Origin of the sequence: Micrococcus sp. TA1, from assembly GCF_014199555.1 — a bacterium.
Taxonomy (GTDB): Bacteria; Actinomycetota; Actinomycetes; order Actinomycetales; family Micrococcaceae; genus Citricoccus.
Genome location: NZ_JACHNW010000001.1, coordinates 2,116,354 through 2,131,421 on the forward strand (window position 1 = coordinate 2,116,354; position 15,068 = coordinate 2,131,421).

The window sequence follows — 15,068 nt, forward strand, 5'->3', positions numbered from 1 at the left end:
ACCGTCTCAGCATCGACGCTGGGTGCTGGCATCCCCGCCAGCCCCGGCGAAGATCGATACCACTAAGGGGTTTGACATGAAGAAGATGACCAAGGGCGCCATCGTGACCGGCCTGGGCGTGGCCCTCCTGCTCGGCGGCGGCGGCACGCTGGCCGTGTGGAATGACTCCGTGAAGACCGACGCGGGCACGATTGTTTCGGGTGACTTGAACCTGGAAGCCGTCGAAGGTTCCGCGAAGTGGACTACCAATGTGGCTGGCGCTCCCGCTATCGGAGAAATCACTGACTACCGCGTGGTGCCGGGCGAGACCCTGACCTTCACCCAGCAGCTGGATATTGATTTGGACGGCGACCACCTCGACGCCATGCTCACCGCAACGGGTGGCAAGAACAACGCACAGAACCCCTTCCTGGATAAGAACATCGTCGTCAGTCAGGTCACCGTGACCGACGCGAAGGGCAAGGACATGAAGGCGGACAAGTTGACTGAGGCCGACAGCGGCATCGTCACCGCGAAGACGACCTTCACGTTCAAGGAGGAGACCGACGGACGCGACAGCGTCAACGCGAAGTATGACTTCGGCGGCGTTCAGTACGTCCTGACCCAGCAGCCCCCGGCCCTCGGCTGATCCTTCCCAAGACTGGGAGTCCGGCGGAATCCCCCCCCCCCCCCCCGCCGGGCTCCCTCCACCCCCAGCTGGTCCACGGCCGTCCGTGGCACCGTCTCATCATTAGGGTGGGGGTGGAATCGATCGCGTCCTCCCCTGACGTGGTCACTATCAGCAGGCCCGCCGCCACTGGCACCGGACATCGAAAGAGATGCTCATGCGCACCAAGAACATGCTGCTCACCGCAGCGGTGATTGGTCTCGCAGTGGTGGCGGGCTCGTTGGGTGTCGGGGGGACCTGGGCGCTGTGGAATGCGTCCATGCAGTCGAACCCGGGCACGGTCCAGGCGGCGAACTTCGATATCACGGTCAACGGGAAGAGCATCCCTGCCGACGGGTCGAACGTCTCCCTCGCGTTGGAAGATCAAACGACCATGCTTTCCCCCACCCAGAATGTCTACGCTGCCGTGACCGTCACCAACGCGACGAATGCCTCAGGCCCGTTCAACGTCAGGGCCGGCCTAAGTGCCCCAGTTCCCGCGAGCGGGACCGAGGCGGACATGAAGCCTTACCTCATCCTCACCACTGCTCCCCGAACCTCCGGGACGTGCTCCGATGTCCCGTCCGGTGCCTACACGACCGCCGCCAAATCGGTACAGGTCCCCAAGGACCAGTCCGCCTCGTACTGCGTACAGGTCGCCCTCGAACCGAACGCGCCCCCTTCGCTCAGTGGCAGGACAGTCACCGCCGTCCTAGACCTATCCGTCTCCCAGCTTCCTGCAGGTGTCTGACATGAATGATTCGCGTGTACCCCGGCGCAGCGCCCCGGCCTGGTTCCAGTGGATAGGGCAGACCGTCTCCTTCATCGCGCTGTGCTTCTTCGCCCTGGCCGCGATCCTCCTGATTGCCGTCCCCCTCGTCACGGGTTCCCAGACCTACTCGGTGCTCACCAGCTCGATGGCCCCGAAGTACCCCCCGGGGACGTTCCTGGTGGTCAAGCCGACCGACTTCGACCAGTTACGGGCCGGCGACGTCGTCACCTTCCAGATCGAGTCCGGCCGCCCCGAGGTCATCACCCATCGCATCACCGGGTTCACGGCCAGTCAGGACGGCGAGCGCCTTCTGATCACCCAGGGCGACAACAATGACGTCGCCGACCCCGAGCCCGTCAGGGAGATCCAGGTCCGCGGCAAGCTGTTCTACGCCGTCCCCTACGTCGGTTTCGTGGCCAATGCCCTGGGCAATGCCAACCGCAGCACACTCGTCACCATCCTGGCCGTCGCCCTCATCGCGTGGGGTGCCCTCAGCATGGTGCGTGGCGCTGTCCGCGAGCGCAGGGAAAAGCGCGACCAGCAGCTCATCGAGGCGGCCACCCACCAGACGGACACGGTCGTGCAGCGTTCCGAGGAGGGCCGATGACCCGCTCACCGGGGCGCATGTTCCTGGCCGTCTTCCTGGTGGTCTTCCTGGGCGGCCTCGGTGTCTCGGGTGCCTCCGCCCTGTGGTCGATGCAGACTCACGCCACGGTTCAGGTTGCCACCGGCACGTGGGGAGCGTCCCCTACACCTACGCCTACACCCACACCTACGCCGCCTGCGTCACCCACACCGACTCCAACACCAACACCCACGCCCACTACCCCTGCCCCCACCAACCAGCCGTGGCAGTGGACGTCGGATCCGGTGTTGGAGGTCGTGCAGGTCAGCAAGGGCAGTCCCGTCACGGTCACCCTCCGGTGGGCGGCGCCGGCCGGACAGACCGTCACGCAGTACGTGGTCGAGGTTCTCGGGTCCACGAATGTGTCGGTGCAGACGGGCCAGCGCCAGGCCGTCGTCACCGTCCCCAACGGCAATAGCTGTTATCCCGTCCGGCTGTCTGCCGTGACGGCGACGGGGCAGTCCCAGGTGATCGAGCGGACCGTGACGTTCCACCCTGGCGGTGACGGCACGGCGACCATCGGCCTGACGCCCCGGTGCTGGTGAACCCACGCCGTGGCCCTCAGCCCTCCGGCAGCAGCCTCCGCCGCATGATCAGTGCGTCCACCGGCGGCAGTCCGTACCCACCCGGGTAGTACCCGGCCCGGGTGTGGATGTGCTCGAAGCCGTGACGGACGTAGAGCTGTTGCGCGCGCGGGTTGTCCGCCCGTACCTCCAGCAGCACGTCGCGTGCCCCGCGCCGGGCGGCCTCGGCCACCATCCACTGCAGCATCGCCGTGCCCAGTCCGCGTCCCTCGGCCTCGGGGACCACGGCGATGGTCTGGACATCGGCCAGCGGCGGGACGCACATCAGTCCGCAGTACCCCACGATGCCGGCGCTCCCCTCGGCGTCCACCGCACCGGCCGCCTCACAGGAGGCCTCGATCACGCGGTAGTCGCGGGTGCCGCCGTCCTCCCGGGGACGGGCCTCGTTCAGCTCGTCCTCGAAGAAGTGCAGGGGCCAGGCGTCCTCGGGGAACAACCGGGTCTCCAGGGCGTGCACCACCGGGAGGTCCGACCACTCCATCGGGCGCAGCGTGTAGCCGGCGGGCAGGACGGGGTCGGGGGGTGTCAGCATGGGCGCCATTCTACGAACCGCCCTCCCGGGAGTTACGATCACGCTCCACGGTGGGACACGCCGGACAAACCACCGTGCGTCGTGATCGTAACTCCGCCCATCGGTACGTAACCCCGACCGGTCATAACTTCGGCCGTCCGGCCCGGGGCCTCGAGGGCGTCCGTCCTGACGAACGACTACTTCTTGTTCGGCAGCGCCAGCCGGAACACCTTGGCCCAGGCCGAGCCGACCTGCTTGTGCAGCGGCCCGGTGTTGTAGGGCAGGCCGTAGCGGTCGCAGATCTCGCGGACCTTGACGGCCACCTCGGCGTACCGGTTGGACGGCAGGTCCGGGAACAGGTGGTGCTCCACCTGGTGGGAGAGGTTGCCGGTCATGAAGTGCATGAACTTCGAGCCGGAGATGTTGGACGAGCCGATCATCTGGCGCACGTACCAGTCGCCGCGGGTCTCCCCCTCCACCATCTCCTCGGTGAAGGTCTCGGCGCCTTCGGGGAAGTGCCCGCAGAAGATCACGGAGTGCGCCCAGATGTTGCGCAGGCCGTTGGCCACGATGGTGCCGAGCAGCGCCTGCTTCCCGGAGCCGGACACCAGCTGGGCGGCGATCGGGGTGGCGGCGTAGTCCTTGGCGAACTGCCGGGCCGCCTTGAGGCCGACCACCTTCAGGTCCCGCCGCAGTTCCGCGTAGGACTTCTCCCCCGACTGGACCTTGTGGATCTCCAGGTCGTAGAACGCGATGCCCCATTCGAAGATCGGGGCCAGCCCGGCGTTGATGACCGGGTTGAGGATGTGCTTGGGCTCCCAGGTCTCATCGGCGTCCATGCGCAGCACGCCGTAGCCGACGTCCCGGTCCTTGCCGATCACGTTGGTCCAGCGGTGATGCATGTCGTTGTGGGTGTTCTGCCAGGACGTGGAGGGGGTGACGAAGTCCCACTCCCACGTGGTCGAGTGGATGTCCGGGTCGCGCATCCAGTCCCACTGGCCGTGGAGCACGTTGTGCCCGATCTCCATGTTCTCGATGATCTTGGCGAACGTGAGCATGGCGGTGCCGGCCACCCAGGACACCTTGTTGCCGGCACCGAGCAGGCAGGCGCGGCCGGCGACCTCGAGGCCGCGCTGCAGCCGGATCACGCGGCGGATGTAGGCGGCGTCGGTGGCACCGCGCTCGGCCAGGACCCCGTCCCGGACGGCGTCGAGCTCGCGGCCGAGCTCGGCCACCTGCTCGTCGGTCAGGTGCGCGGCGGCCGGCGGGCGCACGATGGGGCCACCGGCGGCGGCCAGGGAACCGGGACGCACGGTCGCGGCCGTGGTGCGTCCTGCCTCCGGGTCCCGACGACGGCCGGTCCCCTCGGTGCGGGCGGTCTCGTCGACCGTGGGGTCGGCCGGTGCCCAGCTGTGGGTGTCCGGGCCGGCGACGGCACCGGGGCGCTTGCCGGAGGTCAGCAACGTGGAGTTCTTGCGGTCTGAGATCAGGGTCATGATTCTCCTAAGGGGTCGGGAGAGGAAAACTGTGGGGGCGTCAGAGGCCGAGACTGACGGGTCCGGCCGCTGCGCTGACGCAGGTCTGGATGAGTTCACCGGGGTCACCGTGGACCTCGCCGGTGCGCAGGTCGGTCACCTGCCCGGAGCGCAACGGCACCAGGCAGGCGTGGCAGATGCCCATGCGGCAACCGCTCGGGGCGGGGATGCCGGCGTCCTCGGCCACCTCGAGCAGGGGCACGTCACCGGCGGCGTCGGCCTCGACGTCGGAGGTCTCGAAGACCACCAGCCCGCCGGCGCCGGGCTCGCCGACCACGAGGTCGGCACGGAACCGTTCGATCTTCAGCTCGCCGGCCGCGGGACCACCCGCGCCGGCCAGTCCCACCGCACCCGAACCGGCCCCGGCGGCACGGGACTCGGCCGCCCAGAGGGCCTCGGCGTCGTCGAGGAATCCGCCGGGACCGCAGGCGTAGGCGGCCCGCTCGCGCCAGTCCGGGCACAGCTCGTCCAGCGCGTCGGGACCGCTGAGGTCCAGGCGCCCCTCGTCCGCGGTGGCGTGGTGGTGGACCCGCAGCCCGGGGAACTGGTCGGCCAGCTCGGCCAGCTCCTCGCGGAACAGGGACGTGTCGGGCGTGCGGGCGGAGTGGATGAGGACCACGTCGGCGTCCGGGCGGCGGGGCACCAGGGTACGGATCATGGACATCACCGGGGTCAGCCCGGACCCGGCGGTGAGCATCAGCAGCGGCCGGGGGTGTTCGGGGAGGGTGAAGTCGCCCTCGGGCCGGGCCAGGAAGAGCACGTCACCGGGCTCGGTATGGCGCACGAGCGTGCCGGAGACCTTGCCGATGTCCGTCACCGTGATCTCGGGGTCGGCGCCCGCCGCCGCGGACAGGGAGTAGGACCGCCACTGACGCACGCCGTTGACGTCCACGCCGATGCGCGCCCACTGTCCGGCCTGGTGGGCCTTCCAGCCCGGACCGGGACGGAAGGAGATGGTGGCCGAACCGGGCACGGAGCGGTCCACCCGGGTGACGACGCCTCGCAGCTGCCGGGAGGAGTGCACGGGGTCCAGCAGCGCGAGGAAGTCCTGCGGCGAGCGCGGGGTGGTCATCGCCGAGGCGAGTAGGGAGATCAGAGACTTTCCGGCCATGGCTCCATCCTATAGAGCGCGGAGATAGTTTTCTGCACCACGTGGGTACGATTGGTCCCGTGAAACTATCCCCGGACAACAACGATGCGCCGGACGAACGCTCTTCGCACCCGCTCGCCGGTGGGCCCCCGGCGCCTGCCGTCGAGCACACCCCCGGGACGAAGCGGCTGAGTCCGCCGTGGCGGTCCCTGCCGGCCGATCTGGGCGCCCGGCTTGCCCCCGCCGCCGATCGGGTCACCCAGCAGATCATCGACGTCGTCCCGGACCAGATCCCCGCCTATGCGATCACCCGCACCGACCGGTTCAACGAGGTGCTCTACCTCGGGGTGCACGGCGCCCTGGAGCAGCTGCTCTCCCTGCCCGGGACCGACTCCCCCGCCCTGGACGAGCACTCCCGCGAACTGGTCGCGGCGCTCGGGGCGGGCGAGTACCGCCAGGGCCGGAGCATGGACGCCCTGCTCGCCGCCTACCGCACGGGCGCCCGGATCACGTTCCGCGGGCTGTCCGAGGCCTGCGCCGAACAGGGTATGGAGATGTCCGTGGTGGTGGACCTGGGCGAGTCGATCCTGGCGTACATCGACGAACTGTCCGCGGTGAGCGTGCAGGCCTACGCCTTCGAGCAGACCTCCCGGGCGGGGGCCCTGGAGCTGCGCCGTGCCGACCTGGTCGGGGCCCTGCTGGCCGGCACCACCCAGCCCGCCGAGCTGCGGCGGCTCGCCGCGGCGGCGGACTGGCGGCTGCCGGACCGGATCGCCGTCGTCGTGATGCCGCTGGAGCTGGCCTCCACCGTGCGCACGCGGTTGGGCACCGCGGGCCTGGTGGTCGAGCGGGAGTCCGAGGCCACCGCGGTCGTGGCGGCGCCCGAGGTGGCCGGGCTGCGCTCCCGCGTGGCGGAGGTGTTCGCGGGGTCCTCGGCCGTGATCGGGCCCCCGGCGCGGTGGGACCGGGTCCCGCTCTCCCACCGGGTGGCCCGGCTGGTCGCCGCCCAGCGTGCGGCAGGCCAGGAGCCCGACGACGGCGGGGCCCCGGTGTTCGCCGCCGACCACCTGGGGCGGGTGGTCCTGGGCGCCGAGCCGGAGGTGATGGCGGAGCTGGCCTCCCGGCGGCTGGCCCCGCTGGACGAGCTGACCGAGGCCAAGCGGCTCGTGTTGGAACAGACCCTGCTGTCCTGGCTGGTCCACTGGGGTCAGCGCGTGCCCGTGGCCGAGGAGCTGGGCATCCACCCGCAGACCGTGGGCTACCGGCTGGCCCGGCTGCGCGAGCTGTTCGGGGAGCAGCTGGACGATCCCGAGGTGCGCTTCGAACTGGAGATGGTGCTGCGGACCCGGTGGCAGTAACCCCCGCGCCGCCCAGAGTTACGATCACGCTGCACGGTGAGACACGCCGGTGCAGTCACCGTGCAGCGTGATCGTAACTCGGGGTATCCGTAGTCCACGCCCATCAGTTGCCCACGCGAGTCAGAAGTCCACACGTGTCAGCTGTCGAGGTGCCTCAGACGCCGAGTCGTGTGCGCTGTGAGGCGATGACGCGGCGGAGACGGTCCAGGAAGAGGCGCTGGCCGGCCCGCGTGTAGATGTCGCTGGCGGCGCGGACGACCTCCCACTCGTGGGCCGTGAAGTCCTCGTCCCGGTGGATGTCGCTGTTGAGCTGGTCGCGTCCGCCGTGGCCTGCGCCGTCGTACTGGATGGCGATCTTCCATTGGACGTAGTGCAGGTCCGGGCGGCGCCTCAGGGTGGGTGAGAGCCACACCCACTCATTGACCACCGGTTCCGGCAGGCCCGCGCCCAGGATGATCATCCTGGTCTTCGTCTCCAGCGGCGAGTCGACTCCCTCGCGCAGCAGCGCCCGTGCCTCCCGGGCGGCGGTGATGCCCTTGGTCCTGCGCCGCCGGGTCATGGCGGCGTCGAGGGCGGTAAAGGACGAGAGCGGATTCGAGCCGAGTACGCCGGGAGGACGGGAGGGCCCGTCCGCACGTTGCAGGAGCGCATCACCGGCCTCGACCAACTCGTCCGGGTCTCGGATCAGGGTTGCGAGGTCGAGCCAGGTCCGCTCCGGCGTCGTCAGCCGGAACGGACCGGCCACGGTGACGTCGTCCGGGTGAAGAGTGGCCTTGTGGCCGGCCACGCCCGGACGACGCCGGCCCCCTGCGGTTCCCTTCCGGCCGGTCACGTGCACGGGCCAGTCGTGGTCCAGGTGCGGTGGCAGCCAGATCCCCCACAACCGGGCGGCCGTGGTGTGGCTCAGGTAGTGAGCACCGGGCAAGGAGGAGATCGCCTGCACGGACTCGGTCCACGGCTGTTCCGATCCGTCCCAGACCCGGATGCCGGGTGTGGGTGACTTCAGACGGGGATCTCGGAGCTGATGGTCTGTCATCCCCGCCGCACGTGCCTCCTGGATCGTGAAGACGGTTTTGGCCGCGCCGGTGCAGGTCGCCTGGACGGCGGCATCCCGGTCACGTCGTTCACTGCTCGGATCCATCACCCCAGCGTCGATGATTGCCCGCACCCCTGCAGGAGTTGTCCACAGCTTCCGGCCACCCGGGCCGCCACACCCCCCCTGCCCCACGTGGGTGGGGGTTACGAGCACGCCGGACGGTGGAACACGCCGCACAGAACACCGTCGAGCGTGCTCGTAAGTCATCCCACTGAGCTGATGCCCGCCGATCTCCCACACCACTGCGACCAGGAAGCCCCTACGCTGGCCTGCATGGGACAGCGCATGTTCGTGGCGGTCTACCCGCCGCTGGAGATCCGCGAGGAGTTCGCCGAGTTCCTGCAGTCGCGGCCCGGGATGCGGTGGAGCGCCCCGGAGCAGCTCCACGTGACCCTCGCCTTCCTGCCGGACGTGCCGGACCGGGCCGCCGAGCCGCTGGAGGAGTCCATCACGGAGGCCTGCGCACCCGTGCTCTCGTTCGTGTGCGGGATCCACGGCGCCGGAGCGTTCCCCCACCCGGACCGGCCGGCCGTGCTCTGGCTCGGCGTCGAGGACGGGGCCGAGGAACTCTCCCGGCTCTCCCGACGCGTGCGCAGCGCAGCGAACCGGGCCGGCGTCGCACCGGACGGGAAGGCGTTCACGCCGCACCTGACCGTGGCCCGCCCGCCCCGCTCGGAGAACGCCACGCGCTGGATCCGGGTGCTGGAGACGTTCCGGCCGCCGCTGTGGACGGTGGAGGAGGTGCACCTGGTGGAGTCGGTGCTGCAGGGCCACGGCCACCGCCCGCGGCACCGCACCGTGATGACGGCACCTTTGGCCACCTGACCGCGCCCGAGCGTGTCGGTACCGTTGGAGGAGCCATGCCGTGACGCGGCCGGCACTGTCCCGACCGTCGGCCGCAACGGTCCGAGGAGAGGAAACACCATGCGTCACGCATCAGACACCACTCGCGCCCGGACGGCGGCGGCCCTGCTGGGCCTGACCGGTCTGGTCGCCCTGTCGGCCTGCGCCGACCAGGGCGGTGAGGCCGACGCCTCGTCCGCCCCGCCCGAGGTCGCCCAGAGCGCCTCGTCCCCCATGGCCGGCGGGGACACCGCCAGCCCCGGCACCGGTGGGACGCCGGCGTTCACGGCGGCCCTGAAGGATGCCGAGGGTGGCGACGTCGGCACCGTGGAGTTCACCGAGGCCGAGGGGGCGATGGAGCTCCACGTGCAGGCCACCGGGATGGACCCGGGTTTCTACGGCCTCCACGTCCACGCGATCGGTCAGTGCGAGCCGGACAGTGCCGCCCCGGACAACCCGGACAAGACCGGGGCGTTCCTCTCCGCCGGGGGCCACCTGGGCGGGACGGAGACCCAGCATCCGGAGCACGCCGGGGACCTGCCCACCCTGCTGGTGCAGGAGTCCGGAGACGGCCACCTGACCTTCCACACGGACCGGTTCACGGCCGAGGACCTCGACGACGAGGACGGCTCGGCCCTGATGATCCACTCCACACCGGACAACTACGCCAACATCCCCGAGCGCTACGCCCCGGAGGGACCGGACGAGGACACCACCAAGACCGGTGACGCCGGGGACCGGCTGGCCTGCGGGGTCGTCGAGGCCGCGCAGGGCTGACGCAGGTCCCGACGCCGGCCCCCGCGCCGGTCTCCGCGCCCGCACCCGACGTCGGCTCCCGCGCCGGGCCCTCCACCGCTCGGCGCGGGGCCGGTGTCGCTCCGCCAACGTCCTGGACCGCTCCCCCGGGGTCCTACGCTGGACCCATGGCGTCCGGTTCCTCCCCCATCGAGTCGGTGGACCGCGCCCTCGTGCTGCTGACCCTGCTGCGCGAACAGGGGTCGGTGTCGGTCGCGGAGGCCGCCGCACACCTGGGGGTGGCCCCGTCCACCGCGCACCGGCTGCTGACGGCGCTGGTCCACCGGGACTTCGCCCGCCAGGACCACCTGCGCCGCTACCTCGTCGGTCCGGCGTTCCGGACCTCCCCGGTCACCTCCCCCGCACTGGCCGCCCTGCGCGACGCCGCCCGCCCGGCCCTCGAGCTCGCCCGCGCCGAGACCGGGGAGACCGTCCAGGTGATGGTGCTGCGCGGCGGGAACATCCTGTTCCTGGACGGGATCGAGTCCGGGCACTCCCTGCGCATCGCCTCCCGCACCGGGGACGTCCTGCCCGCGTTCACCTCGGCCGGCGGCAAGGCCCTGTTGTCCCGGCTCAACAACCAGCAGCTGGATGAGCTGTTCCGGGCGGGACTGCCTGACTGGCCCACGGCCACCATCCAGTCCCGGGCCACGCTCAAGCGCCGGATGACCCGCATCCGCCAGGACGGCTACGCCACCAACATCGAGGAGACGGAGCAGGGCGTGGTGGGGATCGGCGTGGCGGTCGTGGATGAGCTGGGGCGGCCGCTGGCCGGGCTCACGACGGCGACCCCCAGCCTCCGCTTCACCCGCGCCGATCTGCCCCACCACGTGGAGACCCTGCGTGCCGCCGCCCGGATCCTCGAGCAGCGGCACGCTGAGCTTGCCCAGTGACCTGCGCCCGGCCGGCCGGGCTCCGAGGGTCACGTCCAGACGCCATCCACCGTCAGGCGTGATGCGACCTCTGCATTCTGGCGCCCGCGTCCATGGCCCGCAGCAGGCGCGCGAGGTGTTCCATCTTCCTGACGCTGCTGGTCAGGGACATGGTGGGGTGTCGTCGGCTCAGGGCCCGGGAGGGCGTCTTCTCCCCGAGGGCGCGGAGCGTGATCAGGGTTCCGTTGTCGCGGGCCCTGAGGAACGCCTGTACGCTCCATGCGCCGATACCGAACGGGCCGGATCCTGACCCGGTGACGGCCTCGTCCGGGGGATCTTCCAGGGGGTCGAGGGGGAGCGTGTCCTCGTCAGCAGGCTCTACGTGCGCGCGCAGATGGCCGAGATAGTCGGTGAGATGCCGGATCGTGGCCTTCGGGTCGCAGATCGATTCGAGGTGCAGGATCTGTTCGGTCATGGATCTCGCTCCCATGCGGTAGTGGCGGCCGCGCACACTCCGGTCGGGGCCTATCCGTGACCCGGGGTGCTGGTTGGTGCCCGCATCGGCCGGTCAGGATGCGCGAGCCGCGGGGTGTTCCTTCATGATCGTCACCGGAGGTGGGGTGAACGTGGACGTGTCCTCACGGTACAAACGTAGTTTCCGCTCTCGCCCCTCGACAGGGTGGTGCGCACTCGTCAACCACTCGTCACGCACGCGTCACCCCCGAATTGCGTGCATCCCCTCCTGCCTTCGAGACGGGATAGTCGACATGGCCTCACCGCGTCGAAGGGCCGAGGACCCCGCCGGCGGCGTGCCGGGCGTGATCCACGCCCGGCACGCACCAGAAGTGACCTTGAAGGGCGTCAGGCCCCGGCCAGCGCCCGCTGGACGCGGCTGACCGTGGCGTCGACCTGTTCGGGCCGGGCGACCATGCCCACGTCCATGACCTCGCCGCGGACCGCGCCCTGGATGATGCGCTTGAGCGGGATCTCCAGGCGCTTGCCGGTGGGATTGCGTGGGATCGCGGGGACGAACACCACGTGGTCCGGGACGTGGCGCGGGGAGAGCTCGGTACGCAGGGTGGTGCGGATGGTCCGCTCCAGCGCCGCCTCGTCCGCGCCCTCCTCCGGTTCGGCCAGCAGGACGAGCTTGCCCATGCCCCCGGCGTCCTCGAAGTGCAACACCATGGTGTCCCTGACCTGCGGCAGGGCGTCGAGCACGGCGTAGAACTCGGCGGTGCCCAGGCGCACCCCGCCGCGGTTCAGGGTGGCGTCCGAGCGGCCGGTGATCACCCAGGAGCCGCGCTCGGTCTGCATCAGCCAGTCGCCGTGGCGCCACACGCCCGGGTAGACGCCGAAGTAGCTGTCCCGGTAGCGCTCGAAGTCCTGGTCGCCCCAGAAGAACACCGGCATGGAGGGCATCGGCGCGGTGCAGACCAGCTCCCCGGCCTCGCCTCGCAGCGGCCGGCCCTCCGGATCCCAGGACTCCATGACCACCCCGAGCGGACGGCAGGACATCTCCCCCGCCCAGACCGGGGTCAGCGGGCTGCCGCCGACGAACGCGGCGCAGATGTCCGTGCCGCCCGAGGTGGGGGCCAGCAGCAGGTCCGGGTTGACGGCGTCGAGCACCCAGCCGGCGACGTCGGCGGCCAGCGGCGAGCCCGAGCACTGGATCTCCCGCAACCGAGAGAGGTCCCAGCGCTCGCGGGGGCGCATCCCGGCGTGGGCGCAGGCCCCCAGGTAGGCGGAGCCGGTGCCCATGTAGGTGGACTTCGTCTCGGCCATCACCGCCCACTGGGACCACTCCCCGTCCGCGGCCGGCCAGTTCGGGTCCCCGTCCATGAGCACCACGGAGGCGCCCAGCAGCAGGGAGGACATGCCCATGGCCCAGACCATCCAGCCGGTGGTGGAGAACCAGAACGCGTTGTCGGCCTCGCTCATGCCGAAGTGCAGCCCGTGGGCCTTGAGGTGCTCGAGCAGGATGCCTCCGTGGCCGTGCACGATCGCCTTGGGCCGTCCGGTGGTGCCGGAGGAGAACAGCACGATCAGCGGGTGGTCGAAGGGCACCGGCTCGATGTGCACCTCCGGGACGGCAGTCCCGGTCCCGACGCCGGCCACGGCCTGACCCGTGCCCCTCACCCCCGCGCCCCTCGCCTCGAGGCCCGTTCCGACCCGGCCGGTGAACGCGGCCCAGCCCTCGGCGCCCTCGGGCGGCTGGGCGTTCGGGTCCAGGTAGGGCAGCAGGACGGTCCGGGTGCCGGGCAGGAACTGCCGGATCCGGGCCAGGTCGTCGGCGCGGGAGAGCTCGCGCTTGCCGTAGCGGTAGCCGTCGATCGCGATCAGCAGCGTCGGCTCGAGCTGGCTGATGCGGTCGAGCACGGACTGCGGGCCCATCTCCGGGGGCACGGCACACCAGATCGCGCCGAGGGCCGTCGTCGCCAGGTAGGCGGCCAGTGTCTCCGGGATGTTGGGCAGGTACCCGGCCACCCGGTCGCCCACGCCCACGCCGCGGGCGATCAGCCCGGCCTGGATGCGGGCGATCTCCTCCTCCAGCCGCGCCCCGGTCCACTCCACGGATCCGGTGGTCTGGGACCGGGAGGTGACCATGATGTCGTCGGGACGCTCGCGGAGCCTGCGCAGCACGTGCTCGGCGTAGTTGATCCGCGCTCCCGGGAACCACCGTGCCCCGGGCATCGTGCGCTCCTCCAGGACGGCCGTGTACGGGGCGTGGGTGATCACCTCGAAGTGCTGCCACACCTCCTTCCAGAAGTCCTCGAGGTTCGCCACGGACCAGGCCCAGGCGTCGTCGTAGGTGGCGAATCGCTGGCCGTACCGGGCCTCGAGGTCCTCCAGGAACCGGCCCATCCGGGTGGTGTGCCAGTCGGCGCGGTCGGGGGCGGGCGTGAGCAGGGTGCCGGGCTGGGTGGTCGTCGTCGTCATGTCGGGTCCTTTCAGGCGGTGGGGCGGGCGGCGGCCGGGGCGGCGGCGGACGCCGTGGCGTCGGCCGAGGTGGTCCCGGCACCGCGCTTCATCGACAGGCTGAGGGCGGCCACGCAGGCGGCGGCGATCAGCAGCGGGATGGCGAACAGGTAGAAGATGCTCTCGGGTGCCCAGCCGCCGTCGATCAGGTAGCCGACCAGGATGGGGGCGGCGATCGAGACCAGGCGGCCGATGCCGATCATCCAGCCGATACCGGTGGCGCGCGCCGTGGCCGAGTACACGCCCGGGGCCACGGCGTAGAAGCCGGCGATGCCCGCGGTGGTGAGCACGCCCAACAGCACGGCGGTGCCCATGGCCACCGGGATCACGGAGAAGACGAGACCGAACAGGACGTAGGAACCGGCGGCCGCGGCCAGCGCGCCGAACAGCAGGCGGTTGGACTTGAAGCGGATGGCCAGCGCGCTGAAGATGAAGCAACCGATGATCCCGCCCAGGTTGGCCAGGGTCCCGGTGCGGATGCCCAGGGTGTCCTCGCCGGAGGCCTGCGCGATGATCTGCGGGGTCCAGGTGTTGGCGAAGTAGTAGGCGGCCACCAGGCAGGCGTAGCCGATCCAGAGCATGAAGGTGCGGAAGCGTACGGTGCCCCGGAAGATCTGGGCGATGCCGCCGCCGGAGGCGTCGGTGGCCGGCAGTGCGGGCAGTTCCGTCAGCGGGGCGCGGCCCATCCTGGCCAGGATGCGGTTGGAGCGCTCGAGGGCGCCGGCGGGGCGGCGGGCCAGCAGGAAGTCGAGCGATTCGGGCAGCAGGGCCAGGGCGATGAGGAACATCAGGCCGCTGAGGGCGGCGCCCACCCAGAACAGGGCCTCCCAGCCGAAGGCCCCGATCATGGGCTCAGCCACCACGCCGCCGATGGTCGCCCCGATGGGGTAGCCCGCGGCGTAGATGCCGATGATGGACCCGCGGCGGGCATCGGAGGCGTACTCGGAGACGAGGACGTTGAGGTTCGCCATCATGCCGCCCACGCCGAGGCCGGTGAGCAGGCGGACCACGAGCAGCCAGGTGGCGTCCGGGGCGATCGCGGACAGCGCCATGCCGACGGTGATGACGAACATGGAGCCCACGGCCAGCCAGCGGCGGCCGATGAAGTCGGCCAGCGGGGTGAGGAAGATCGAGCCGGCGGCCATGCCGAACAGGCTGGCGCTGAGCAGGTAGCCCAGCATCACGGGCTCCACGCCCCACTCGGCGCTCAGCGAAGGGGCGGCGTAGGCCATCGCGGCCACGTCGAACCCGTCCAGCAGGATCATGGCCAGCGCAACGCTGACGGCCATGACCTGGAACGGGGTCATTGGCGATTTCCGGATGTCGGACAGCACGTCCATAGGTCCTCCAGGGTGGAACGGGAAT

General features: G+C 70.7%; 15 protein-coding genes. 8 read left to right on the forward strand and 7 right to left on the reverse strand.

Annotated features, from left to right (window positions below):
* Positions 1-76 precede the first annotated feature (76 nt).
* From GGQ69_RS09175 to GGQ69_RS09190, 4 genes are all read left to right on the forward strand, one after another.
* Positions 77-628: an alternate-type signal peptide domain-containing protein gene (locus tag GGQ69_RS09175; protein WP_183527393.1), complete on the forward strand. Its 552-nt coding sequence runs from the start codon at positions 77-79 to the stop codon at positions 626-628.
* A gap of 196 nt (positions 629-824) precedes the next feature.
* Positions 825-1,397: a SipW-dependent-type signal peptide-containing protein gene (locus GGQ69_RS09180; RefSeq protein ID WP_183527395.1), complete on the forward strand. Its 573-nt coding sequence runs from the start codon at positions 825-827 to the stop codon at positions 1,395-1,397.
* Position 1,398: 1 nt separating this feature from the next.
* Positions 1,399-2,025 (forward strand): signal peptidase I, encoded by a 627-nt coding sequence (locus GGQ69_RS09185; protein WP_183527397.1) that lies wholly within the window; start codon positions 1,399-1,401, stop codon positions 2,023-2,025.
* A 266-nt stretch (positions 2,026-2,291) separates the two neighbouring features.
* Positions 2,292-2,588 carry a hypothetical protein gene (locus GGQ69_RS09190; protein ID WP_183527399.1) on the forward strand — a complete coding sequence of 99 codons (297 nt, stop codon included), beginning with the start codon at positions 2,292-2,294 and terminating at the stop codon, positions 2,586-2,588.
* A 16-nt stretch (positions 2,589-2,604) separates the two neighbouring features.
* On the opposite strand, the gene GGQ69_RS09195 is transcribed toward GGQ69_RS09190, so the two are convergent.
* The 3 genes from GGQ69_RS09195 to GGQ69_RS09205 form a co-directional block, all read right to left on the reverse strand.
* On the reverse strand, positions 2,605-3,159 hold the full coding sequence (locus GGQ69_RS09195) for a GNAT family N-acetyltransferase (RefSeq protein WP_183527401.1): 555 nt from the start codon (positions 3,157-3,159) through the stop codon (positions 2,605-2,607).
* 176 nt (positions 3,160-3,335) lie between these two features.
* Positions 3,336-4,634, reverse strand: coding sequence for an acyl-CoA desaturase (locus GGQ69_RS09200; protein WP_183527403.1), 1,299 nt, complete (start codon positions 4,632-4,634; stop codon positions 3,336-3,338).
* Between the two features lie 40 nt (positions 4,635-4,674).
* Positions 4,675-5,784: a ferredoxin reductase gene (locus GGQ69_RS09205; protein ID WP_183527405.1), complete on the reverse strand. Its 1,110-nt coding sequence runs from the start codon at positions 5,782-5,784 to the stop codon at positions 4,675-4,677.
* Between the two features lie 59 nt (positions 5,785-5,843).
* Here GGQ69_RS09205 and GGQ69_RS09210 point away from each other — a divergent pair, with 59 nt between their 5' ends.
* Complete coding sequence (locus GGQ69_RS09210; RefSeq protein ID WP_183527407.1) at positions 5,844-7,121, forward strand: helix-turn-helix domain-containing protein; 1,278 nt, start codon at positions 5,844-5,846, stop codon at positions 7,119-7,121.
* Between the two features lie 154 nt (positions 7,122-7,275).
* Here GGQ69_RS09210 and GGQ69_RS09215 read toward each other — a convergent pair whose 3' ends face one another.
* Entirely contained in the window at positions 7,276-8,064 is a 789-nt protein-coding gene (locus GGQ69_RS09215) for a hypothetical protein (RefSeq protein ID WP_183527409.1), read from the reverse strand.
* Between the two features lie 426 nt (positions 8,065-8,490).
* On the opposite strand from GGQ69_RS09215, the gene thpR reads away from it, so the two are divergent.
* The 3 genes from thpR (at position 8,491) to GGQ69_RS09230 (ending at position 10,748) form a co-directional block, all read left to right on the forward strand.
* On the forward strand, positions 8,491-9,042 hold the full coding sequence (gene thpR, locus GGQ69_RS09220; RefSeq protein ID WP_183527411.1) for an RNA 2',3'-cyclic phosphodiesterase: 552 nt from the start codon (positions 8,491-8,493) through the stop codon (positions 9,040-9,042).
* Positions 9,043-9,141: 99 nt separating this feature from the next.
* Positions 9,142-9,837, forward strand: a complete 696-nt coding sequence (locus GGQ69_RS09225) for a superoxide dismutase family protein (RefSeq protein WP_183527413.1) — start codon at positions 9,142-9,144, stop codon at positions 9,835-9,837.
* Positions 9,838-9,983: 146 nt separating this feature from the next.
* On the forward strand, positions 9,984-10,748 hold the full coding sequence (locus GGQ69_RS09230; RefSeq protein ID WP_183527415.1) for an IclR family transcriptional regulator: 765 nt from the start codon (positions 9,984-9,986) through the stop codon (positions 10,746-10,748).
* Positions 10,749-10,800: 52 nt separating this feature from the next.
* Here the strand turns inward: GGQ69_RS09230 and GGQ69_RS09235 are convergent, their stop codons facing one another.
* From GGQ69_RS09235 to GGQ69_RS09245, 3 genes are all read right to left on the reverse strand, one after another.
* Positions 10,801-11,202: a hypothetical protein gene (locus tag GGQ69_RS09235; RefSeq protein WP_183527417.1), complete on the reverse strand. Its 402-nt coding sequence runs from the start codon at positions 11,200-11,202 to the stop codon at positions 10,801-10,803.
* Between the two features lie 386 nt (positions 11,203-11,588).
* The gene (locus GGQ69_RS09240; protein WP_183527419.1) at positions 11,589-13,664 is read right to left on the reverse strand and encodes an acetoacetate--CoA ligase; all 2,076 of its coding nucleotides are present in this window, start codon (positions 13,662-13,664) and stop codon (positions 11,589-11,591) included.
* Between the two features lie 11 nt (positions 13,665-13,675).
* Entirely contained in the window at positions 13,676-15,010 is a 1,335-nt protein-coding gene (locus GGQ69_RS09245) for an MFS transporter (RefSeq protein ID WP_255459464.1), read from the reverse strand.
* Positions 15,011-15,068: the final 58 nt, after the last annotated feature.